Annotated in this window: 25 protein-coding genes; 5 read left to right on the top strand and 20 right to left on the bottom strand. The window is 64.2% G+C overall.

What is annotated here, in order from left to right; genetic code table 11:
- The first annotated feature begins 21 nt into the window (after window positions 1–21).
- Together ttcA and GR158_RS21110 are read left to right on the top strand one after the other, a co-directional pair.
- Window positions 22–882 carry a tRNA 2-thiocytidine(32) synthetase TtcA gene (gene ttcA / locus GR158_RS21115; RefSeq protein ID WP_160872464.1) on the top strand — a complete coding sequence of 287 codons (861 nt, stop codon included), beginning with the start codon at window positions 22–24 and terminating at the stop codon, window positions 880–882.
- Window positions 879–1,700: an inositol monophosphatase gene (locus GR158_RS21110; protein ID WP_160872463.1), complete on the top strand. Its 822-nt coding sequence runs from the start codon at window positions 879–881 to the stop codon at window positions 1,698–1,700. Before ttcA ends, GR158_RS21110 begins: the two co-directional genes overlap by 4 nt.
- Before the next feature lie 79 nt (window positions 1,701–1,779).
- Here the strand turns inward: GR158_RS21110 and GR158_RS21105 are convergent, their stop codons facing one another.
- The 7 genes from GR158_RS21105 to GR158_RS21075 all read right to left on the bottom strand — a co-directional run bounded on the left by GR158_RS21105 (window position 1,780) and on the right by GR158_RS21075 (window position 8,279).
- A complete protein-coding gene (locus GR158_RS21105) occupies window positions 1,780–2,985 on the bottom strand; it encodes a multidrug effflux MFS transporter (protein WP_160872473.1) in 1,206 nt (401 codons plus the stop codon).
- A 124-nt stretch (window positions 2,986–3,109) separates the two neighbouring features.
- Window positions 3,110–3,445 (bottom strand): Grx4 family monothiol glutaredoxin, encoded by a 336-nt coding sequence (gene grxD / locus GR158_RS21100; protein WP_160872462.1) that lies wholly within the window; start codon window positions 3,443–3,445, stop codon window positions 3,110–3,112.
- 118 nt (window positions 3,446–3,563) lie between these two features.
- Window positions 3,564–3,974 carry a hypothetical protein gene (locus GR158_RS21095; protein ID WP_134650805.1) on the bottom strand — a complete coding sequence of 137 codons (411 nt, stop codon included), beginning with the start codon at window positions 3,972–3,974 and terminating at the stop codon, window positions 3,564–3,566.
- Between the two features lie 39 nt (window positions 3,975–4,013).
- The gene (locus GR158_RS21090) at window positions 4,014–4,265 is read right to left on the bottom strand and encodes a hypothetical protein (protein ID WP_134650804.1); all 252 of its coding nucleotides are present in this window, start codon (window positions 4,263–4,265) and stop codon (window positions 4,014–4,016) included.
- Window positions 4,266–4,269: 4 nt separating this feature from the next.
- Window positions 4,270–4,503, bottom strand: a complete 234-nt coding sequence (locus tag GR158_RS21085) for a BolA/IbaG family iron-sulfur metabolism protein (RefSeq protein WP_117366205.1) — start codon at window positions 4,501–4,503, stop codon at window positions 4,270–4,272.
- 16 nt (window positions 4,504–4,519) lie between these two features.
- Window positions 4,520–6,757: a phosphoribosylformylglycinamidine synthase subunit PurL gene (purL, locus tag GR158_RS21080; protein WP_160872461.1), complete on the bottom strand. Its 2,238-nt coding sequence runs from the start codon at window positions 6,755–6,757 to the stop codon at window positions 4,520–4,522.
- A 103-nt stretch (window positions 6,758–6,860) separates the two neighbouring features.
- Window positions 6,861–8,279, bottom strand: a complete 1,419-nt coding sequence (locus GR158_RS21075) for a PLP-dependent aminotransferase family protein (RefSeq protein WP_134650802.1) — start codon at window positions 8,277–8,279, stop codon at window positions 6,861–6,863.
- Between the two features lie 94 nt (window positions 8,280–8,373).
- Between GR158_RS21075 and GR158_RS21070 the strand changes: the two genes are divergently transcribed.
- Window positions 8,374–8,589 (top strand): DUF1127 domain-containing protein, encoded by a 216-nt coding sequence (locus GR158_RS21070; RefSeq protein WP_160872460.1) that lies wholly within the window; start codon window positions 8,374–8,376, stop codon window positions 8,587–8,589.
- 3 nt (window positions 8,590–8,592) lie between these two features.
- Here the strand turns inward: GR158_RS21070 and GR158_RS21065 are convergent, their stop codons facing one another.
- From GR158_RS21065 to purC, 5 genes are read right to left on the bottom strand one after another with little or no spacing between them, the layout of a single operon-like run.
- A complete protein-coding gene (locus GR158_RS21065) occupies window positions 8,593–8,985 on the bottom strand; it encodes a hypothetical protein (RefSeq protein ID WP_134650800.1) in 393 nt (130 codons plus the stop codon).
- Window positions 8,986–9,032: 47 nt separating this feature from the next.
- Window positions 9,033–9,704, bottom strand: coding sequence for a phosphoribosylformylglycinamidine synthase subunit PurQ (purQ, locus tag GR158_RS21060; protein WP_134650799.1), 672 nt, complete (start codon window positions 9,702–9,704; stop codon window positions 9,033–9,035).
- Complete coding sequence (locus GR158_RS21055) at window positions 9,701–9,958, bottom strand: hypothetical protein (protein ID WP_160872459.1); 258 nt, start codon at window positions 9,956–9,958, stop codon at window positions 9,701–9,703. Before GR158_RS21055 ends, purQ begins: the two co-directional genes overlap by 4 nt.
- A 19-nt stretch (window positions 9,959–9,977) precedes the next feature.
- A complete protein-coding gene (purS, locus tag GR158_RS21050) occupies window positions 9,978–10,220 on the bottom strand; it encodes a phosphoribosylformylglycinamidine synthase subunit PurS (protein WP_160872458.1) in 243 nt (80 codons plus the stop codon).
- Window positions 10,221–10,247: 27 nt separating this feature from the next.
- Window positions 10,248–11,012: a phosphoribosylaminoimidazolesuccinocarboxamide synthase gene (purC, locus tag GR158_RS21045; RefSeq protein WP_134650796.1), complete on the bottom strand. Its 765-nt coding sequence runs from the start codon at window positions 11,010–11,012 to the stop codon at window positions 10,248–10,250.
- Window positions 11,013–11,239: 227 nt separating this feature from the next.
- Here purC and GR158_RS21040 point away from each other — a divergent pair, with 227 nt between their 5' ends.
- Window positions 11,240–11,560 (top strand): DUF1476 domain-containing protein, encoded by a 321-nt coding sequence (locus GR158_RS21040; protein WP_134650795.1) that lies wholly within the window; start codon window positions 11,240–11,242, stop codon window positions 11,558–11,560.
- Window positions 11,561–11,622: 62 nt separating this feature from the next.
- Here the strand turns inward: GR158_RS21040 and GR158_RS21035 are convergent, their stop codons facing one another.
- The 8 genes from GR158_RS21035 to GR158_RS21000 all read right to left on the bottom strand — a co-directional run bounded on the left by GR158_RS21035 (window position 11,623) and on the right by GR158_RS21000 (window position 20,403).
- Window positions 11,623–14,211, bottom strand: a complete 2,589-nt coding sequence (locus GR158_RS21035; protein WP_160872457.1) for a bifunctional diguanylate cyclase/phosphodiesterase — start codon at window positions 14,209–14,211, stop codon at window positions 11,623–11,625.
- A gap of 73 nt (window positions 14,212–14,284) precedes the next feature.
- Window positions 14,285–14,839 carry an alpha/beta hydrolase gene (locus tag GR158_RS21030; protein WP_160872456.1) on the bottom strand — a complete coding sequence of 185 codons (555 nt, stop codon included), beginning with the start codon at window positions 14,837–14,839 and terminating at the stop codon, window positions 14,285–14,287.
- A gap of 91 nt (window positions 14,840–14,930) precedes the next feature.
- On the bottom strand, window positions 14,931–16,238 hold the full coding sequence (gene purB / locus GR158_RS21025; protein WP_160872455.1) for an adenylosuccinate lyase: 1,308 nt from the start codon (window positions 16,236–16,238) through the stop codon (window positions 14,931–14,933).
- 64 nt (window positions 16,239–16,302) lie between these two features.
- Window positions 16,303–16,845, bottom strand: coding sequence for a hypothetical protein (locus tag GR158_RS21020; RefSeq protein WP_246665735.1), 543 nt, complete (start codon window positions 16,843–16,845; stop codon window positions 16,303–16,305).
- A 1-nt stretch (window position 16,846) separates the two neighbouring features.
- Entirely contained in the window at window positions 16,847–17,581 is a 735-nt protein-coding gene (locus tag GR158_RS21015; protein WP_160872454.1) for a DUF2259 domain-containing protein, read from the bottom strand.
- Complete coding sequence (rpe, locus tag GR158_RS21010; RefSeq protein WP_160872453.1) at window positions 17,578–18,255, bottom strand: ribulose-phosphate 3-epimerase; 678 nt, start codon at window positions 18,253–18,255, stop codon at window positions 17,578–17,580. Before rpe ends, GR158_RS21015 begins: the two co-directional genes overlap by 4 nt.
- Before the next feature lie 78 nt (window positions 18,256–18,333).
- Window positions 18,334–19,335: a P1 family peptidase gene (locus tag GR158_RS21005; RefSeq protein ID WP_160872452.1), complete on the bottom strand. Its 1,002-nt coding sequence runs from the start codon at window positions 19,333–19,335 to the stop codon at window positions 18,334–18,336.
- Complete coding sequence (locus GR158_RS21000) at window positions 19,336–20,403, bottom strand: ABC transporter substrate-binding protein (RefSeq protein WP_134650789.1); 1,068 nt, start codon at window positions 20,401–20,403, stop codon at window positions 19,336–19,338.
- Window positions 20,404–20,576: 173 nt separating this feature from the next.
- On the opposite strand from GR158_RS21000, the gene GR158_RS20995 reads away from it, so the two are divergent.
- On the top strand, window positions 20,577–21,071 hold the full coding sequence (locus GR158_RS20995) for a flavin reductase family protein (RefSeq protein ID WP_371731771.1): 495 nt from the start codon (window positions 20,577–20,579) through the stop codon (window positions 21,069–21,071).
- Window positions 21,072–21,088 lie beyond the last annotated feature (17 nt).

The raw sequence follows: 21,088 nt of genomic DNA, 5'->3' as shown, positions 1-21,088 counted from the left end.
GGTTCGGGGCATTGCAGGCGCATGACCCTCGCACTCGCCGAAACCGAAGACGACACCCCGGACGAAGGCCGTCATCCGCTCTTTTCGACTGCGCCGTCCAGCGTGTCCTTCAACAAATTGCGCAAGCGCCTGCTGCGTCAGGTGCGGCAGGCGATGGACGATTTCGCCATGTTGAAGGGCCAGAAACGCTGGCTGATCGGCCTTTCGGGGGGGAAGGACAGCTACGGCCTGCTGGCGCTGCTGATGGATTTGCAATGGCGCGGCCTGCTGCCGGTCGAACTGATCGCCTGCAACCTCGATCAGGGCCAGCCGAACTTTCCCAAGCACATCCTGCCGGAATACCTGAAGTCCATCGGTGTTTCGCATCGCATCGAATATCGCGACACGTACTCCATCGTGAAGGAAAAGGTGCCGTCGGGGGCGACCTATTGCTCGCTGTGCTCGCGGCTTCGGCGCGGCAACCTCTACCGCATCGCCCGCGAGGAGGGCTGCGACGCGCTGGTGCTCGGACATCATCGCGAGGATATTCTCGAGACCTTCTTCATGAACTTCTTCCACGGCGGCCGGCTGGCGACCATGCCGCCGAAGCTCCTCAACGACGAGGGCGACCTGATGGTGTTGCGTCCGCTCGCCTATGCGGCGGAGGACGATCTGGCGAAATTTGCCGCCGCCATGCAGTTTCCGATCATTCCCTGCGATCTCTGCGGCTCGCAGGACGGGCTGCAGCGCAACGCCATGAAGGCGATGCTGGCCGATATCGAGACGCGCATGCCGGGTCGCAAGGACGCCATGCTGCGTGCGCTCGGCCATGCCAATCCCTCCCATCTGCTCGATCCGAAGCTCTTCGATTTCTCCTCCCTCGAAACGGTAAGACAAGAATGACGACGATTGATATCAATGCCCTCGCGCTCGTGCTCGCACAGGCGGCCGAAGCCGAAATCCGCCCGCGTTTCCGCGCGCTCGCAAAGGGTGACGTCCACACCAAGGCGGATGCGAACGATCTCGTGACGATCGCCGACGAGGCGGCGGAGCGCTTCATCAAGCGCGAGGTCGAGGCACAGTTTCCGGGCGCGCTGTTCGTCGGCGAAGAATCGGTTGCGGCCGATCCGGCGCTGCTGCCGAAGCTTGCCGATGCCGATCTCGCCATCGTGGTCGACCCGATCGACGGCACGTTCAACTTCGCGGCCGGCGTTCCGATGTTCGGCGTGATGGCGGCCATCGTCTCCGGCGGCCAGACGGTCGGCGGCATCATCTACGATCCGATGGGCGACGATTTCGTCATGGCGGAGAAGGGCGGCGGCGCGTGGCAGACCGGCGGCCACCGCCCGGCCGTCAAGCTCAAGGCCCGCGGCGCAGCGCCGCTGGAAGAGATGACGGGCATGGCCTCGACGAGTTTCTTCGATCGCGAGCGGCGCGCGCGCGTGCTGGCCAATCTCGCCAAGGTCGCTTTCGTTTCGAACTATCGCTGCGCGGCGCACGAATACCGCACCTTCGCCGGCGGACACCTGCATTATCTGATGTACAACAAGCTGATGCCCTGGGATCACCTGGCCGGCACGCTGATCGCACAGGAAGCCGGCGCTTATGCCGCACGCTTCGACGGCAACCCCTATGAGCCGCACCATGTCGGTGGTGGCCTACTGGTCGCGCCGGACAGGGACAGCTGGGAACTGCTGCGTCGCGAAGTCTTCGTCGACTGAGCTGTTTTCAGGCAGAATGAAAAAGGCCCGGTGGCTTTCGCGACCGGGCCCTTCCTGTTCGTGAACTTTTCGCTTGTCGTCACGTCGCCTGATTGTGCGGCTGGAAGAGCTTGCCTCGTTCCGCAATCAGCACGAAGACCAGGCCGATTACGGAAAGCGAGAAGAAGCCGAGCACGAGCGGCAGGGCGGTTCCGTTGAACGACTGGCCGATGACGGCGCCCACCACCGTGCCGCCGGCCGTGCCCATGAAGCCGAGCACTGAGGAGGCGGTGCCGGCGACATGGCCGAGCGGTTCCATCGCCAGCGAGTTGAAGTTCGAGCCGATCCAGCCGAACTGGAACATCGCGAGCGCGAACAGCACGAGGAACAGGGCAAAGGGCAGGTGCGTCGGCCAGAGCAGCGTCAGGACCAGCCAAAGCGCGTTCACGCCGAGGAAGCCGAGGAGTGCGCCGTGCGACAGGCGGCGCATGCCGAAGCGACCGACGAGGCGGGCATTGACGAAGGACGACAGCGCCATGAAGGCCGCCACCGCCGCGAAGGCGACCGGGAACCACACGCCGAGCCCGTAGATGCCGACATAGATCTGCTGCGCGGAGTTGATGAAGCCAAAGAGCGCCCCGAAGATGAAGGTGCTCGCCAGGGTGTAACAGAGCGCCACACGATCGGTCAGGACGATGCGGAAGCCCTCAAGCACCGAGCGCACCGTGAAGGGGCGCACGTCGTCCTCATGCAGCGTTTCCGGCAGGCGGAAATACATCCACGCCCAGACGGCCGCGGCCATCACGGCCATGAAGACGAAGATCAGGTGCCAGTCGCCGAAGACCATCACCACCTGGCCGATGCCCGGCGCCATGACGGGAACGACCATGAACACCATCATGATCAGCGACATGACCTCCGCCATCGCGCGGCCGCCGAAGATGTCGCGCACGATGGACACGGTGATGACGCGCATGGCCGCCGAGCCGATGCCCTGCACGAAGCGCAGCACGAGAAGGGCGGTGAAGCTCGGAACGAGGATCGCGGCAAGCGAGGACACGACATAGATCCCGAGGCCCACGAACATGGGAATGCGCCGGCCGAACCGGTCGGAGACCGGGCCGTACAGCAATTGCGCAAAGGCGAAGCCGATCAGGTAGGCCGAGATGACATATTGCCTGTGGTTCTCGCTCTCGACGCCGAGGCTGGCGCCGATCTCCTGGAGACCCGGCAGCATGATGTCGATGGCCAGCGCGTTCAGCGCCATCAGCAGCGCCATGAGCGCGATGAATTCTATCTTGCCCATGCCTTTCAGGCGCTGGGCGGCTTCGGGGGAAAGTCCGGACATATCAATTCATTCCAAAAATGAGAGAAGGCGCCGCTGGGTTGCGGCGCCTTTGCAATATCGGCAGTCAGAAGACCGCATATCGTCAGGCAGCACCCTTGATCGCAATACCCTGTTCCTGAAGGTGGGACTGCAATTCGCCCGCCTGGAACATTTCGCGCACGATGTCGCAACCGCCGAGGAATTCGCCCTTCACATAGAGCTGGGGAATGGTCGGCCAGTTGGAATAGTCCTTGATGCCCTGGCGGATATCGGCGTCCGCGAGCACGTTGATCGCCTTGTAGTCCACACCAACATAATCCAGCACCTGGACGACCTGGCCGGAGAACCCACACTGCGGGAATTCCGGGGTGCCCTTCATGAAGAGCACGACGTCGTTGGTCTTGACTTCGTTGTCGATGAAATCGTGGATGCCGCTCATTTCCATATTCCCTAGCAAATCGGCTTCAAGGGCCGATGGGATGAACCATTTGCCCTAGATAACAACCTCGTGTGACAATTGCCAGAAGTCCGCGTGCAAAAAATGCATGCCGTGCTTTTCAGGCAGGCGCGCCACCGCGGCGATAATAGGCAACGAGCCAGTAGATCAGGCCGCCGGCCAGACCGCCGGCGAGGACCATGACAGCGAGGGCGTCGCTCAGCAGCGAGCGGTCGATGAACACCAGCGAGAACGGGCCGTCGATGCCGCCGGCAATCACGAAGAACAGCCACGCCCTCACCTGGAGAACGCGCGCAAGGACGACCGTGACGACGAAGCCGGGAAGGGCGCAGCCGAAGGTGTAGGCGAGGCCGACGACGAAAATCTGAAACAGGCCGTCGCTCGCGCCCGACCAGAAGTAAAGCAACACGATCACCACCGTCGTCGCGGTCAGGACGGCGGCGATATAACCGAGGGCGACAAAAAGGATGCCGGGTTGCCCGCTTGTGGCCGAGCCGTTGTCTGCGGTCACGTTCCGAGATCCCTGTTTGCGGAGCAGTGCAAGCCGCGTCTAGCGGCTGCGCTGGCTGCTGCGGCTGGCGGCCGTGCGACGCCGGCTCACCTGCTTGCGCGGCCGCTTGGCCGGCTTCAGGGCTGCCTCGATGATATCGCCGAGAAGCCCGCCGGAGGCCTTCTTGCGCGTCGTGGTCTTGCGGCGCGTACGCTTGGTCGTTGTGGCCTTGCGCACGCCGGTCTTCTTCAGCACCTCCTTGAGGGCTGCATCGACCACGCCGCTGACGAGTTCGTTGAGAAGGCCAGCCATGGCGTCAGTCCGGAATGGAGGTCTGGAGGGCAAGGGCGTGCAGCACGCCGCCCATATTGCCCTTCAGCGCGTCATAGACCATCTGGTGCTGCTGCACGCGGGTCTTGCCGCGGAAGGCTTCCGCGACGACCTCGGCAGCATAATGGTCGCCGTCGCCGGCAAGATCGCGGATGACCACCTTCGCTCCCGGAATGCCGGATTTGATGAGGTCTTCGATATCGCCCGGTGACATGGCCATGAAACTGCTCCCTTATTTATTCCGCGGCGGCAGCGGCGGTGCCGTTGCCATCCATGAAGTCAGGGAACCACGATTCATGGGTGTTGCGCAATTGCTCAATCGACAGCGACAACAGGCCGTCCACGGCAAGTGCGTCGCCGCCGACGGTGCCCAGGCGGCGGAACGGCACGCCCGCGCCTTCCGCGCTGGCGCAGATGAAGTTCGCGAGGTCGGCGGGGACCGCGATCACGTAGCGGGCCTGGTCTTCGCCGAACAGAACGGCATGCGCAGGGCCATTGGCATCCGACAGGTCCACCCTGACGCCCTTGCCGGAGGCCATGACCATTTCGGCGAGCGCGATGGCGAGGCCGCCGGAGGAAATGTCGTGGCAGGCGGTGACCTGGCCGTTGCGGATGGCCGAGCGCACGAAATCGCCGTTGCGGCGTTCCGCATGCAGGTCCACTTCCGGGGCGGGGCCGTCGATCTTGCCGACGACGTCGCGCAGGTAGACGGACTGGCCGAGATGGCTGCCATCGGTGCCGATGAGGATCAGCTGGTCGCCGTCCTTCGCGCCGCCGATCTTGGCCATGACCGACCAGTCGTGCAGCAGACCGACGCCGGCAATGGTGGGCGTCGGCAGGATCGCGATGCCGTTCGTCTCGTTGTAGAGCGAGACGTTGCCGGAGACGATCGGGAAATCGAGCGCGCGGCAGGCCTCGCCGATGCCTTCGATGGCCTTGACGAACTGGCCCATGATTTCGGGCTTTTCGGGGTTGCCGAAATTCAGGTTGTCGGTGGAGGCAAGCGGTTCGGCGCCGGTCGCCGTGATATTCCGCCAGCATTCGGCGACGGCCTGCTTGCCGCCTTCGAACGGATCGGCCTCGACGTAGCGCGGGGTGACGTCGGAGGAGAAGGCAAGCGCCTTGCTGGCATGGCCTTCGACGCGCACGACGCCGGCGTCGCCGCCGGGGATCTGCAGCGAATTGCCCTGGATGAGCGTGTCGTACTGCTCATAGACCCAGCGGCGGCTCGACTGATTGGGCGAGCCGACCAGCTTGAGAACGGCCTCGCCGTAGTTTTCCGGTTCAGCAACCAGATTGGCCGGCAGCGGCGCGGGCTTGCCGGGTTCGCGCCATGGGCGGTCGTATTCCGGGGCCTGGTCGCCGAGGTCCTTGATCGGCAGGTTCGCCACTTCCTCGCCCTGGTGAAGGATGCGGAAGCGCAGGTCGTCCGTGGTGTAGCCGACGATGGCGAAGGCCAGACCCCACTTCACGAAGATCGCCTTGGCGACCTCTTCCTTGGCGGGTTCGAGAACCATGAGCATGCGCTCCTGGCTTTCCGACAGCATCATCTCGTAGGCAGTCATCTGCTCTTCGCGGACCGGAACCAGATCGAGGTTCAGTTCGATGCCCAAGTCGCCCTTGGCGCCCATTTCCACGGCCGAGCAGGTGAGGCCGGCCGCACCCATGTCCTGGATGGCAATGACGGCGCCGGTCTGCATCAGCTCGAGGCAGGCTTCCAGCAGGCATTTTTCGGTGAAGGGATCGCCGACCTGCACGGTCGGGCGCTTCTCTTCGATCGTCTCGTCGAATTCGGCGGATGCCATGGTCGCACCGCCCACGCCGTCACGGCCGGTCTTGGCGCCGAGATAGACGACCGGCAGGCCCACACCCTTGGCTTCCGACAGGAAGATGGCGTTCGACTTGGCAAGGCCGGCGGCGAAGGCGTTGACGAGGATGTTGCCGTTGTAGCGCGGGTCGAACTCGACCTCGCCGCCGACGGTCGGAACGCCGAAGGAGTTGCCGTATCCGCCCACGCCGGCGACGACGCCGGAAACGAGGTGGCGGGTCTTCGGGTGATCCGGCTCGCCGAAGCGCAGCGCGTTCATGGCGGCGATGGGCCGCGCGCCCATGGTGAAGACGTCGCGCAGGATGCCGCCGACGCCGGTCGCCGCGCCCTGATAAGGCTCGATATAGGACGGGTGGTTGTGGCTCTCCATCTTGAAGACGACGCAGTCGCCGTCATCGATGTCGACGACGCCGGCATTCTCGCCGGGGCCCTGGAGGACGCGCGGACCCTTGGTCGGCAGCGTGCGCAGCCAGCGCTTGGAGGATTTGTACGAGCAGTGCTCGTTCCACATGGCCGAGAAGATGCCGAGCTCGGTGAAGGTGGGTTCGCGGCCGATCAGCGAAAGGATGCGGTCGTATTCGTCCGGCTTCAGCCCATGGGCGGCAATCAGCTCCGGAGTGATCGGGCGGGTGTTCGAAATGGTCATCGTCGCTCGTCTTGTCGTGGAGGGCAGGATTGGGGTCTCTTTACCCCATGCCGCCGTGCAGCGCGACAGGAAAATGACCGGGAATCACAGGCGGGCACGGCTTTCAGGCCGGGCTGTCATAACCGCTCGGCCCCGACGTGATGAGCCTGCGCAGCCTTGTGAGGCCGGCAACCACATCCTGCCGGTTTTCCGGCGAGGAAATGCCGATCCGCACCCGATGGAAGGTCTTTTCCGAACGGCCCGCCTTGAACTCGTCCTCGTCGTCGATGAGCACGTCCTCGGCGAAGGCCGCCTGCCGGAAGGTGCCCGAAAGCCAGGGGTCGGGCAGCTTGAGCCAGACGAAGGGCACGCGCGGATGCGAATTGAACTCGAGGCCGGCGAAGATCTCGCGGACGAGCGCCTCGCGTGCCATCACCTCGTCGGAAACCCGCGCCCGAATGGCTTCCGCCGTGCCTGATAGCACCAGCCGCGCGGCAAGCTCGGCGAGCAGGAACGGCAGGCCGCCGCTCACCATCTTGTGGGCGATGCGCACGCGCTGGGCAAGGTGCGGCGGGCAGGCGATCCATCCGCCACGCACGCCTGCCGCGACGCTCTTGGAAAGCCCGCCAACGAGGAAGGTGCGGTCCGGCGCCAGCTCCGCGATGAGCGGCAGGCCGTTCTCCGTCGATCCGCCGTAGAGATTGTCCTCCACGAGGAAGACATTGTGCCGCTTGGCGATGGCGGCAATCGCGCGCCGCCGGTCTTCCGGCATGGTGGCGAGCGTCGGGTTCTGGGCCGACGACATGAGAAAGGCGAGCTTGGGGTGCTGCTGGACGCAGACCCGCTCGAAATCATCAGGAAGCACGCCGTCGGCATCTGAATCCACCAGTACGCTCTGGCGGCCGATCAGCGCCGTGCCGCGGCTGACCTGCGAATAGGTGACATGTTCGAAGACGATGCGGTCGCCCGGCGCGGTGATGACCGAAACTGCGGCGATGACGGCGGCGTGGGCGCCGAGCGTGGGAACGATGCTGTCATGGCCGGGTTGCCAGTCGCCGTGCTTCAGCCAGCGGCGCCCGGCTTCCAGCCAGTCGGCCGGAAAGCTGCGCGTATAACTCGCAATCTCGCTCGGCTGCTCACGGCAGATCGCTGCGACGATATCCGTGATGGCCGAGGACTGGCCGACATTGGTGGCCGCCGTCGTGTCGAAGCGCAGCTTGCCGGGTGGCGCGCTCGACGCCCGGGTGCCGATCAGGCGGGCGCTGACGGTATCGACCGCGGCGGCGCTGTCGTTGTCGCCCGAGCCCAGCACATAGGTCCCGCGTCCGACCTCGCCGCTGACAAGACCGCGCTCGCGCACCATCGCATAAGCGCGGCTGACGGTGCCGATGGTGACGCCGATGTCATAGGCGAGATTGCGTTGCGGCGGCAGCTTGCTGCCGGCGGGAAGGGCGCCGATGCCGATCGCCTGCTCGATCTGGTCGGCAATGCGGACATAGAGCGGGCCGTCCGTGGCCTGAAGATTGGGGAGCCAATTTGTCATGGTGCCAATTCATATATTGCACCGCCGATGGAGTCAATTATTTCCTGAATGCACCAATTGTCACACGCCCTGTGACAAGTTCAGGAGAAATATGATGACAATCGATGCAATTCGCTCCCAAGCCATCCGGGCGCCGGTCTTTCCGGTGTGCTCGCTTTTGCGGCGGACGGTGCGTGTCTACCGGATTTGGGTCATGAAGCGGCGCACGCGCTATGCGCTCCTCGATCTCACCGACGCGCAGCTCGAGGATATCGGCATCTCCCGCAGCGAGGCGCGGCGGGAGGTCGCAAAATCGTTTTACTGGAACTGAGGCTCAGCAGCCCTTGCCGCCGGCCGCCCAACGCCGGACGTCGGTTGCGATGCGGGCGCCGACCGGCTCGCTCATCAGCGGACCGAAGGCGTCGAGCTTGGCGGGATTGCCTTCAGCCTGCACGACGAGCAGCGGGCGCGATTCCGGCGAATTGCGGTGGACGACAAGAATGCGCGGCCGACCGGAGAAGGAATTCAGCTCGGGCGCAAGGCGATAGGCCTTGAAGGCCGGATCACCCGACTTGAACCAGCAGGCATTGGCGCCGAGCGCAACGCGCTCCATCGTCGGCAGGGCCGCGCCGTTTGGCCTCGGCGCCGGTGTCTTCGTCTGGCAGCCGGCCAGAGCCGCGGCGAGAGCGAGCGGCAGGATGAGCTTGACGGACGGAAGAGGGCGCATGGAAAGCCTTTCGAAAGCGAACATGCGCCCTTGATAACAAGGACCGGTTAAGCAGCGATTACGTCGAGCACCGATGCGAAGAGGCCGCGGCCATCCGAGCCGCCATGGGCGGCTTCGATGAGGTTTTCCGGATGCGGCATCAGGCCGAGCACGTTGCCCTTGGCGTTCATCACGCCGGCAATGTCGTTGATCGAGCCGTTGGGATTGGTACCGTCAGCATAGCGGAAGACGACCTGGCCGTTGCCTTCGATGGCGGCGAGCGTCTCGGCATCGGCGAAATAGTTGCCGTCGTGGTGGGCGACGGGGCAGCGGATGATCTGGCCCTTGTCATAGGCGCGGGTGAAATCCGTATCGGCGTTCACCACTTCCAGCTTCACCTCGCGGCAGACGAATTTCAGCGAGGCGTTGCGCATCAGCGCGCCCGGCAGAAGGCCCGCCTCAAGCAGGATCTGGAAGCCGTTGCAGACGCCGAGAACCTTCACGCCGGCCTCGGCCTTCGCCTTGATCGCCTGCATGACGGGCATGCGCGCGGCAATGGCACCGCAGCGCAGATAATCACCATAAGAGAAGCCGCCGGGGATGACGATCAGGTCGACATCCGGCAGGTCCGTTTCGGTCTGCCAGACGGTGACGGGCGCAACGCCCGAAATCTTGGTCAGCGCCGCGATCATGTCGCGGTCACGGTTAAGGCCGGGGAGCTGGACGACGGCGGACTTCATGGGTGTGGTTCAAACCTTGCCTGGGCCTCGGCGAGTTCACGCAATTCGAGGCGGTTTTCGATACGGTCGAGACGTGTCAACACCTGAGCCATGCTGCTGTGTAGGTTGTTGACGTCCCCTTGCATGACATGCATGTGATTTCGCAGGCTCACGATATCCTGCCGCATATCCCGCTGTCCGTCCTTAAACGTGGTAAGGTCAGACTGGATACGCTTCATGAGCTCGAACATTAACTCCTGCGAAATATCCGTCATTGCTTCGTCCCTTCAACCGTCAGGCGAGGGCGATAGTATAATTCTCGATTACCGTGTTGGCCAGCAGCTTCTCGCACATGGCCTTGAGATCGGCTTCAGCCTTGGCGCGGTCGGCGGTCTCAAGCTCGAGGTCGAAGACCTTGCCCTGGCGGACCTGGCCGACGCCGTCGAAACCGAGGCTGCCGAGGGCGCCTTCGATCGCCTTGCCCTGCGGGTCGAGAACACCGTTCTTCAGCGTAACCGTTACGCGTGCCTTGATCATGTCTATCGTTCCATCCTTGGGAGCGTGTTATTTCACCAGAACGGGGCCGGTGCCGCGCACGGGCTCGTTCTCATTGATGACGCCGAGGCGGCGGGCCACTTCCTGGTAGGCTTCCAGAAGTCCGCCCATGTCCCGGCGAAAACGGTCCTTGTCCATCTTTTCCTGGGTCGCGATGTCCCAGAGACGGCAGCTGTCCGGCGAGATCTCGTCGGCGATGATGATGCGCATCATGTCGCCTTCGTAGAGACGGCCGCATTCGATCTTGAAATCGACGAGCTGGATGCCGACGCCGAGGAAGAGGCCGGACAGGAAGTCGTTGACGCGGATGGCGAGCGCCATGATGTCGTCGAGTTCCTGGGGGCTCGCCCAGCCGAAGGCCGTGATGTGTTCCTCGGAGACCATCGGGTCCTCGAGCGCATCGGCCTTGAAGTAGAATTCGATGATCGAGCGGGGAAGGACGGTGCCTTCCTCGATGCCGAGGCGCTTGGACAGCGAGCCTGCGGCCACGTTGCGCACGACCACTTCGAGCGGGATGATCTCGACTTCCTTGATCAGCTGCTCGCGCATGTTGAGGCGGCGGATGAAATGGGTCGGAATGCCCATCTTGTTCAGCTGCGTGAAGAGATATTCGCAGATCCGGTTGTTCAGCACGCCCTTGCCGTCGATGACGTCATGCTTCTTCTTGTTGAAGGCGGTGGCGTCGTCCTTGAAAAACTGGATCAGCGTGCCCGGCTCGGGACCCTCATAAAGAATCTTGCCCTTGCCCTCGTAGATACGGCGGCGACGGTTCATGGTTTTTATCTCGGTTGTTGGCGCTCTTGGGCTGCGCGGGTGTGGTTCGTTTGCGCTCCCATAAACGAAATGCCGCAGTTTAACAATCGGCGTTCCGCCCGATCCCCCGATTTCCGGCGTTTCGGTGAAGTTACGGCGGGACAAAAGTTCGCATTGCACTTTTCCCGGCGTTTTGATTTATGGGCTTGGAAGCCCAAACGGGGCAAAAGAATCGACGGGAGTAATCTATGGCCAGCATCAACGATCGGGAAAAGGCCTTCGAAGCCAAGTTTGCGCTTGATGAGGAGCTTCGCTTCAAGGCGGAAGCACGCCGCAACAAGCTGCTCGGCCTCTGGGCTGCCGGCCTGCTGGGCAAGAGCGGTGACGATGCCGACGCCTATGCCAAGGAGGTCGTCGCCGCCGACTTCGAAGAAGCAGGCCACGAGGATGTCGTGCGCAAGGTCAAGGCCGACTTCGACGCAGCCGGTGTTGCGCGCAGCGAAGACGAGATCCGCCTGCAGATGGTCGAGCTTCTCGCCGTCGCCGTGTCACAGATCGAAGCCGGCTGAGCGATTGGCCGCAAACAGCATTCGAAAGCCGCCGTGCCTCTCGCCCGGCGGCTTTTTGCTGTCTAGCTGCTGACGAGGTGCGGGGAAGCGTCGTGAATGTCACAGGCGCCGCCCGCCAGTTTCCGCCAGTCCTGTCGGCGCACGAAATCCGGTATCGCCTCGGCCGGCATGGGACGCGCCAGCGCATAGCCCTGCAGGCTGTCGCAGCCGAGGTCGCGCATGATGGTGACATGGGCGGGCGTCTCGACACCCTCCGCAATCACCTCGATATCCAGCGAACGGCCGATCTCGATGATCGTGCCGACGAGCTTTCGCTGCGCGGGCGACCGGCTGACGGGCTTGACGAGCTGCCGGTCGATCTTGAGGCGGCGTGGCCTGAGCTTCATCAGGCTGACGATGGAGGCGTGGCCGGTGCCGAAGTCGTCGATTTCGATATCGATGCCGAGATTGCGGATTTCCGCGAGGTTTTCCAGAACGACATGGTCGCAGTCATCCAGGAAGATGGATTCCAGCAGTTCGAAGGACAGCGATTTCGGCGCGATATCCAGCGCGCGGAGCGCGCGTGCGAGCTCGGGGTCGTGCAGGCGCTTGGATGAGACGTTGACCGAGATTTGATCTATCCCAAGGCCGAGCCGCCGCCATTGCGCGAAGTCGGCAAGCGACTTGTCGAGCACGATGCGGTCGATTGTCGCCACGCAGTCCAGGTCTTCCGCGATCTTGAGGAAGGCGTCCGGGGTCAGGATGCCGCGTGTCGGATGATTCCAGCGCGCCAGCGTTTCCACGCCGACGATATCGAGCGTGCGGGCGCAGAATTTCGGCTGGTAGTAGGGCAGGAAGCGGCCCTGTTCGACACCGGACAGAATGTCGTCGGCCGTCTGCTTGTTGGTGATGATCTGCGCCTGGAAATCGCTGGTGAAGAATTCATGCCGGCTTCGGCCGCGGTTCTTGGCGCGGTAGAGCGCGAGGTCGGCATTGACCAGCAACTGCCGTGCATCTATCGCCGCGCCCGATTGGCTGGCGATGCCGACGCTGGCGCCGAAGCGACAGATATGCCCGTTGAAGGTGACGGGTTTGCGCATGTCCGTGACGATCGCTTCGGCGAGCGAAGCTAGGTTGCGTGGCGCCGGCCCTGCGGAAAGAAAGACGAATTCGTCGCCGCCAATGCGGGCGACGAAATCGCTGGCGGATTTCAGATCTGACAATACGCCGGCGGCATGTATCAACATCTGATCGCCGGCGTCATGGCCGAGCGTGTCGTTGATCTCCTTGAAGCGGTCGAGGTCGATATGGAGTACCGCAAGCCGGCTACCGTCCAGCTCCGCCCGTCGGGCAGCATCTTCCATCGTGGAATCGAGATAACGCCGGTTCGGCAGGCCCGTCAGGTGATCGTGCAGCGACGTGTACTCGATCCGTGCGCGCGCGATCTCCAGCGCCTCGTTGCGAGCTTCCGCGAGGTCCTTCGCACGCTTCAGTTCTTCCTGGATCTGGACATCCTCGGTCACGTCCCAGTTCGCGCCGATGAGTCGGGGTACGCCGGCCATGTCCGTGTAAGGGGCGGCGCGGCCGCGCAGATGGCGGATCTCGCCATCGCCCCTGATGATGCGGAATGCATTGGCGAAATCCACGTTGTTCGCGAGGCCGTTGGCGACGACATTCTCCGCCACATGCCGGTCGTCGGGATGCAGGGCTCTCTCCCAGCTGCCGATATCGGGCGCTTCCCGCAGGTCGTACATCTCGATCATGCGGTCGTCCCAGTTCACCGTATTGGACTTGAGATCGACCTCGAACACGCCGACGCGCGAGACGTCGAGCGCCAGTTCCAGGCGCCGCGACATCTGTGAAAGCCGTTCTTCCGCTTCCTTGCGATCGGTGATGTCGGTATCGGTGCCGGCGATGCGGCTCGGCTTGCCGTCCTGTCCGTATTCCACCACGGCGCCGCGGCTTTCGATCCAGACCCAGCGGCCATCCTTGTGGCGTTCGCGGTAGGAGAAGACGCTGAAGTAAGTCTCTCCGCTCTCCTGCCGTGCGATGGCCGCAAGCACGTGCTCACGATCATCGGGATGCACGTTGCCGATCCATTCGTCGAGAGCGGAATCGTAGGTCTCGTGCGGTTGCCGGCCCCGTATCGTGCACCACTGGCGGGAGTAGAAGCGCTGGTCGCGCGCAAAATCGTGATCCCACACACCCTGGCCGGCCGATTCGAGCGCGTGGTTCCAGCGGCTCTCGCGCTCGGCCAGTTCAAGAGCATTGCGCTTGCGCTCGTCCACATCCAGGAATTGCACGATCATGTCGGGCGCAAGGTCGTCACCGGGCAGGGCAGGCGGTTCGATAAAGGAGGCGAGCACCCAGAATTCATCGCCGTCAGGACGTTGCAGGCGGATTTCCAACGGGGCCTGCTCGGTCAGCTCCTTGCGCATGGCGAAGGGCAGGATCGCCCGGTCGCACGCAGAAATACAGGCGTCGAAGGTCGGGAGTTCCGCAATGGACGAAATGCCAAAGGCACGCAGCAGGGCATCATTGGCGTCAATGATGCGCCGCTCTGCATCGAGCGCGGCAAATCCGAAACTGGAACGCGCAAAAAGCCTGCGATAGAACGGCTCGTTATCCGTTTTTCGCACGGTATCGGGGGGCGAACCGGACGGTTTGGCCATAAAAAGCGCCTGTTATCAACTCAGGGGCGCAAGATTGGCGGATTTCTATGAATTTCCTCTTAATGACGAGTTGCTAAGCTTTCAGCTTGCTGAGGAACTGCGCGAAGACCATCGTACCCTCCGGCCAGGGGCCGTGACCGGACTGCGCATTGATGTGGCCTGCTTCGCCGGCGTCGAGAAGCAGCGATCCCCAGGCGGCGGCGATGTCGTCGGCATGTTCATAGGTGCCGAAGGGATCGTTGCGGCTTGCCACGACGACGGACGGAAAGGGCAGCGGATCGCGCGGGTAGGGACCGAAGGTCATGAGATGCTTCGGGCGGATATCGGGGTTGGCGACGTCAGGCGGTGCGACGAAGAAGGCGCCTGCGACCTTGTTGTCGAAGTGCGGAGCGGCGTGGACGGCTGCCGTCACGCCCAGCGAATGGCCGACGAGCACGACGGGCTTCGTGGCGGCCGCCACCTCTTCCACGACGCGTTGAACCCAATCCTCGCGCACCGGTTTTGTCCATTCCGCCTGCTCGACGCGCCGCGCCGTCGAGAGCTTCTGCTCCCAGCGGCTCTGCCAGTGGTCCGGGCCCGAATTCGTGTAGCCGGGAATGATGAGGATGTCTGCTTCCGAAACTTTCATGGGCGCGGATGTGCTGTCGGTGCGTGCGGAATTCAAGGGGTGGCGGCGATGACGCGTGCTGCGCCATCGCCCGTTCGTACCTGTCGGGACGTCAGACCGTGCCGAAGACGCGGCGGAAGATCGTGTCGACGTGCTTGGTGTGATAGCCGAGATCGAACTTTTCGCGGATCTCTTCCTCGGAAAGCGCTGCACGCACTTCCGCGTCGGCCAGAAGCTCCTCGAGGAAGTCCTTGCCCTGTTCCCAGACCTTCATGGCATTGCGCTGCACGAGGCGATAGGCGTCCTCGCGCGAGGTTCCGGCTTGCGTAAGGGCAAGCAGGACGCGCTGCGAATGAACAAGGCCGCGGAACTTGTTGAGATTCTTGAGCATGTTGTCCGGATAGATCACCAGCTTCTCGATGACGCCGGCCAGACGGTTCAGCGCGAAATCGAGGGTGATGGTGGTGTCCGGGCCGATGCCGCGCTCGACGCTGGAATGCGAGATATCGCGCTCGTGCCACAGCGCGACGTTCTCCATGGCGGGCGTCACGGCCATGCGCACGAGGCGGGCCAGACCCGTCAGGTTTTCCGTGAGAACCGGGTTGCGCTTGTGCGGCATGGCCGACGAACCCTTCTGGCCGGGCGAGAAGAACTCTTCGGCTTCCAGGACTTCCGTGCGCTGCATGTGGCGGATTTCGATCGCGACATTCTCGATGGAGGACGCGATGACGCCCAGCGTCGCGAAGAACATGGCATGACGGTCGCGCGGGATGACCTGCGTGGAGACCGGCTCCGGCACCAGGCCGAGCTTTTCGCAGACATGCTCCTCGACGCGCGGATCGATATTGGCGAAGGTGCCGACGGCGCCGGAGATCGCGCCGGTCGCGATTTCCGCGCGGGCGGCCACGAGACGGGCGCGGTTGCGGTCCATCTCGGCATAGAAGCGGGCGAGCGTCAGGCCCATCGTGGTGGGTTCGGCGTGGATGCCGTGGCTGCGGCCGATGCGGATCGTGTCCTTGTGCTCGAAGGCGCGGGCCTTCAGCGCCGCCAGAACGCGATCCATGTCGGCCAGCAGGATATCGGCAGCGCGCACGAGCTGGATGTTGAAGGTGGTGTCCAGCACGTCGGAGGAGGTCATGCCCTGATGCACGAAGCGGCTGTCGGGACCGACGAATTCGGCAAGGTGCGTCAGGAACGCGATGACGTCATGCTTGGTGACGGCCTCGATCTCGTCGATGCGGGCGACGTCGAATTCGGCCTTGCCACCCTTTTCCCAGATCGTTTCGGCGGCCGACTTCGGGATGACGCCGAGGTCTGCCAGCGCATCGCAGGCATGGGCTTCGATCTCGAACCAGATGCGGAACTTCGTTTCGGGCGACCAGATGGCGACCATGTCCGGTCGGGAATAGCGAGGGATCATCGGCTCTAGACTTTCCTTGGGAAGGTGGGAATTGCCGCCGCTTTAGCAAAGATGGGCGGCAAGCTCAACGCATGGCGGTCGACATGGAGCGGGCAAGCCACAGACTGGCGCCGGCAAGCACCGGCAGCCCGACCGGAAGATAGAGCCCGAGGCCCATGACGAGAAACTGGTAGATCGCGCCCGCCGTGGTGAAAGCGAACTGGAAGGCCCAGATGACCGTGCCGAAGGGTTCGTGCCACTGGGCATAGAACAGGCGGTAGTCCAGCGCGAAGACAAGTGCCGTGATGGACACGGTTCCCACGCTCAGCAGCGCGAAATGGGCAGCAAAGCGGGCCTCGATGCCACGCCGGCGCGAGAGGAAGCGTGCCATCGGCAGCACGATCGGCCAGGCGGCGGTACCGCCGGCGAAATAGGTGACTAGAAGCCGGCGCAGGTGAAAGGACGGCAGCCGGTCGTGCATGACGAGCGAGACGTAGGCGCATGCCGCCATCGCGATGCCCCAGCACAGCGCCCCGCCGAGACAGAGAGCCGGCGATGGGAAAACCGGCGGCAAGGGATGGCCGGACCCCGAATGTCTCCAGCCCGTCACGGATGCCGTCTGCTTCATGTCAGGGCCGGAAGGGCACGGCGATCCACCGGCCGTTGTCGCCCTCGAAACCGACGCTGCGCACCAGCACCAGCGCCACATGCACCCGCTTGCCGCTTTGCACAGGGAAGGTCAGCGCCCCGGAGAGCTGGTAGGTCAGCGGGCAATTGCGGCTGTCGGGAACCCGCTTGTCCTCGTAGACCGTGCGGTCCACCGGCTTGCCGTCATCCTGCACGAGGCGCAGGCGGAAGCCCTTGCCGCCATGGGGCGTCACGTCACGGCATTTTTCCGGCAGCGGCAGCGCGATCTCGTCGAGCGCAAGGGCATAGCTTCCGCCCGGCATGGGCTCGATGGCGAAGGGGTAGTATTCGATGCGGCTGCGGTCCACGCCGAGCTGCCCCATCGGGTTGAACGCGGCGAGCACGCCGGGATTGTCGAGAAGCCTGTTCTCCTCGATCATCGGTGCGGCCTTGGCCATTGCATCCGCCCGCGCTTTGGAAAGCCCGGCCTGTTCGTCATCGATGCGCACGCGCACCGGCGTGTCCGGCAGGTAGGCGTCCTTTTCCGTGTCGATGAAATAGATCGTGGAATAGGGAAAGCCGGAGCCGTCCTGAACGCCGAATTCCTCGAAGGCGTAGACCTTGCCGTCGGGCGAGAAGCCGATGGACTGGAAGGTGGAAAAGTCCCCGCCCAAGGCGCCCGTCGCCATCAGGAGACAGGCGGCAAGCGCCGTCGCGGCGTTGCGCAGGATCCTCAAGCGCGAGCTCCCTCCGCATTGGCGCGGAGCGTCTCGATGGTTTTGCGATAGGCGTCGATGTGGCCGCCGCCGAAGATGGCCGAGCCCGCGACGAAGACATTCGCGCCCGCCGCCGCGGGAATGGCGATCGTATCGACCGCGATGCCGCCATCCACCTGGATGTCGATCGGCCGGTCCCCGACCATCTTGCGCACGCGGCGCAGCTTCTCCTGCATCGCCGGAATGAATTTCTGGCCGCCGAAGCCGGGATTGACCGTCATGACGAGGATGAGGTCGATCTTGTCCAGGAGGTAGTCCAGCACGCTTTCGGAGGTCGCCGGGTTGATCGATACGCCGGCGCGCTTGCCGAGCGCACGGATCGCCTGCAGCGAGCGGTCGAGATGCGGCCCGGCCTCGGCATGCACGGTGATGCTGTCGCAGCCCGCCTTGGCGAAGGCCTCGAGATACGGGTCGGCCGGCGAGATCATCAGGTGGCAGTCGAAGAAGGCATCGGTGTGCGGGCGCAGCGCCTTGATGACATCGGGGCCGAAGGAGATGTTCGGCACGAAATGCCCGTCCATGATGTCGAGATGGACCCAGTCGGCGCCGGCGGCGACGACGTCGCGCACTTCCTGGCCGAGCCTGGCGTAGTCGGCGGCGAGAATGGAGGGCGCGATCCGGATGGGAAGGGTCATGTCAGGCTCCTCGGAAAAGGATAGGGCAGGATATGCGCGTGGCCATATCATTCCCCGCAGGGGGGAACAACGGGCGAATTAGCCCGTCGCCCAGCTCGGCATGACGTCGCCCGCCATCGGCTTGGCGTCGTGCACGCCGCGCGCGATGGCGCGGGCCATGGTCGATGCGGCGGCCGCGCCCAACTCGACGAAATCCTCCGGTGCCGGTGTGCGCCCGCTGCGGCCGGTGGCGAGCGCGAAGACGAGGTCGCCGTCGAAGGGCGTATGCGCCGGCCACAGCGCGCGGGTAAAGCCGTCATGGGCGGCGATCGCCAGACGCTTCGCCTCCGCCTTGGTCAGGATGGCGTCGGTTGCGATGACGGCGATGGTCGTGTTTTCCGTGCCGGTCGGGTTGCGCGACATTTTCGTCCGTGGCAGCCTTGCTTCCGGGGGAAAAGGCGCGGGCAGGCCGAGCCCGCCGAATTCGCCGTCCTCCTCGAAGGGTGCTGCCCAGAAATGCCTGCTATCGCCGACCGTCGCGGACCCGAGCGCATTGACCGCGACAAGCGCCCCGACGGTGAAACCGTTATCGAGCACGCTGGATGCGGAGCCGAGCCCGCCCTTGAAGGTGGCGGTGAGCGCCCCGGTTCCGGCGCCGGTGCTGCCGGTCTCGAAATCCTCCGCCGCGGCGGCCAGCGCCGCATAGCCCAGCTCGCGATAGGGCGGGTAGCGACCCCAGTCCTTGTCGCCGCCGTTCATGAGATCGAACAGGATGGCGGCCGGCACGATGGGAATGTGGTGCGGGCCGACGGCGAAGCCGCGGCCGGCCTCCCGCAGCCCGGCCTGCACGCCGGAGGCGGCATCGAGCCCGAAGGCGGAGCCGCCGGAAAGCACCACGGCATCGACCGTCTGCACCGTGTTGTGCGGTTCGAGAAGGTCCGTCTCGCGGGTGCCGGGCGCGCCGCCCAGCACCTGGACGGCCGCGATTGCCGGCTCTTCGCAGAGCACGACCGTCACGCCGGAGCGCAGCGCGTGGTCCGTCGCATTGCCAACCATGAGGCCCGCGACATCCGTGATGCGGTTTTTCGGGCCGGGGTGCATCTATTCGCCTTCCTTCTCGGCATCGGCCGGCGTGAAGGCGCCGTCGCGCCACACCAGCAGGCGATAGGGATTGTCCCGCAATTCGTGATCGCTGCCGAAGGCGACAGGGCCGAGAGCGGTGGCAAAGCTGCCGGCCGTGAGTTTTTCGATGAGGTCGCCGCCTTCGGCCGCGGCCGCAGCCACCACGCTTACGGCGGCATGGGCCGGCAGCACATAACCTTCCGCCACGATGCCCTCGGCCTGCATGGCAGCGGCCACGGGCCTTCCCTCCGGCAGGGTCTGGTAATCGGGCAGGGCGATCGCCTGCACACCGTCCGTCATCGGAACCAGCGGATCGGCGCCCAGGAGCGCTTCGCCGCCCAGCAGGGCGAGCGAGATCTTCTCCGCCTTCGCGTCGCGGGCGATCACGGCGACATCGGTCCGGTCGCCGCCGACGAAGACACGGGTGACGCCCGTTTTGGCAAGCCGGCGCACCAGCGTCAGTTGCTGTTCCTGGGCGGGGCGGAACGTATCGACGAAGGTGGCCTTCATGCCGATCTCTTCCAGCTGGAGACGCACGGCCTCCACCAGTTCGCGCGCATGGATCGTGCCGTCGTCGATGAGGGCGAAGGGTTCCGATTTCCAGTGGCGCGTGATGACCTCGACGGCCTTTTCCGCTTCCGCCTTCGGGCCGGGCGCCAGCCGGAAGAGCGGCCATTTTTTCTTCAGCGCATCTTCCATGAGAATGCCGGAGCGCACGGAGAGCGTGATGGCGGGGATCTTCGCTTCGGCAAGCGCCGGCAGGGCGGCGGCAAGCCCTTCCGTGCAGAGGAAGCCGATGGCGGCGCGTGCGTCCGCGGCGATGATCTGCCCGGCGATGCCTTCGCCATCGGTTTCGTCGCAGGCTTCCGCGATCTCGACCACGGTGTCGCCATTGGCGGCGGCGGCAAAGCGGGCGCCATCGCGCACCTGCTGGCCGAGAATGGCGAGCGGTCCTTCCGTGGGGGCCACGACGGCGAAGGTCAGGCCGGCCGCGAAGGCAGGCGAGGCGACGGCGGCAAACACGCTGGCAAGGACGGCGCTCTTCATCTTCAACCCATGGATCGCGATCGTTTCCTTTGTACGGATCGGGCTTCGGGCGTCAAAGGGAAAAGTCCCAAACCCGGCCATTGTCCTGAAAGAGACAGGAAAATTCGGCGTTCGGGGGTTACATTTGCGTTCATTTTCGCCATGTATCTCCAGTGTCAAAGGAGAATGCCGTGTTGGACAGATCGACGCTGGATCCGTCGCTTTACCGCGATGCCATGAGCCGTTATGCCGGCCATGTTCAGATCGTCACGACCGCGCATGACGGCGAAAGACGCGGCGTCACGATCACCGCCGCCTGCTCGGTCTCCGACAGCCCGGCCATGGTGCTTGCCTGCGTCAACGCCTCGAATTCCAAGAACGCGATCTTCGAGAAGAGCGGCCATTTCGCGCTGAACGCGCTCGCTGCGGACCAGATCCATCTCGCCAACGCCTTTTCCGGCCGTGACCCTGCGATGACACCGCAAGAGCGTTTCGCCCTTGGCGACTGGCAGGAGCTTGCGACGGGTGCTCCGGTGCTGAAGAATGCGCTGGCGGCCTTCGATTGCCGGCTCGTCGAAGTCACGGTCATGGCGACCCATATGGTGCTGATCGGCGAGGTGATGGGCGTTTCCTTCGGCGACCATCGCCCGGCGCTCATCTACAAGGATCGGGGCTATCATACGCTATAAGGCGCGGCGAGAAACAG

It is taken from the genome of Shinella sp. AETb1-6 (assembly GCF_009826875.1).
Lineage (GTDB): Bacteria > Pseudomonadota > Alphaproteobacteria > Rhizobiales > Rhizobiaceae > Shinella > Shinella sumterensis.
Note: the sequence above shows the minus strand (reverse complement) of the source record. Positions and strands in the feature narration are given on the sequence as shown.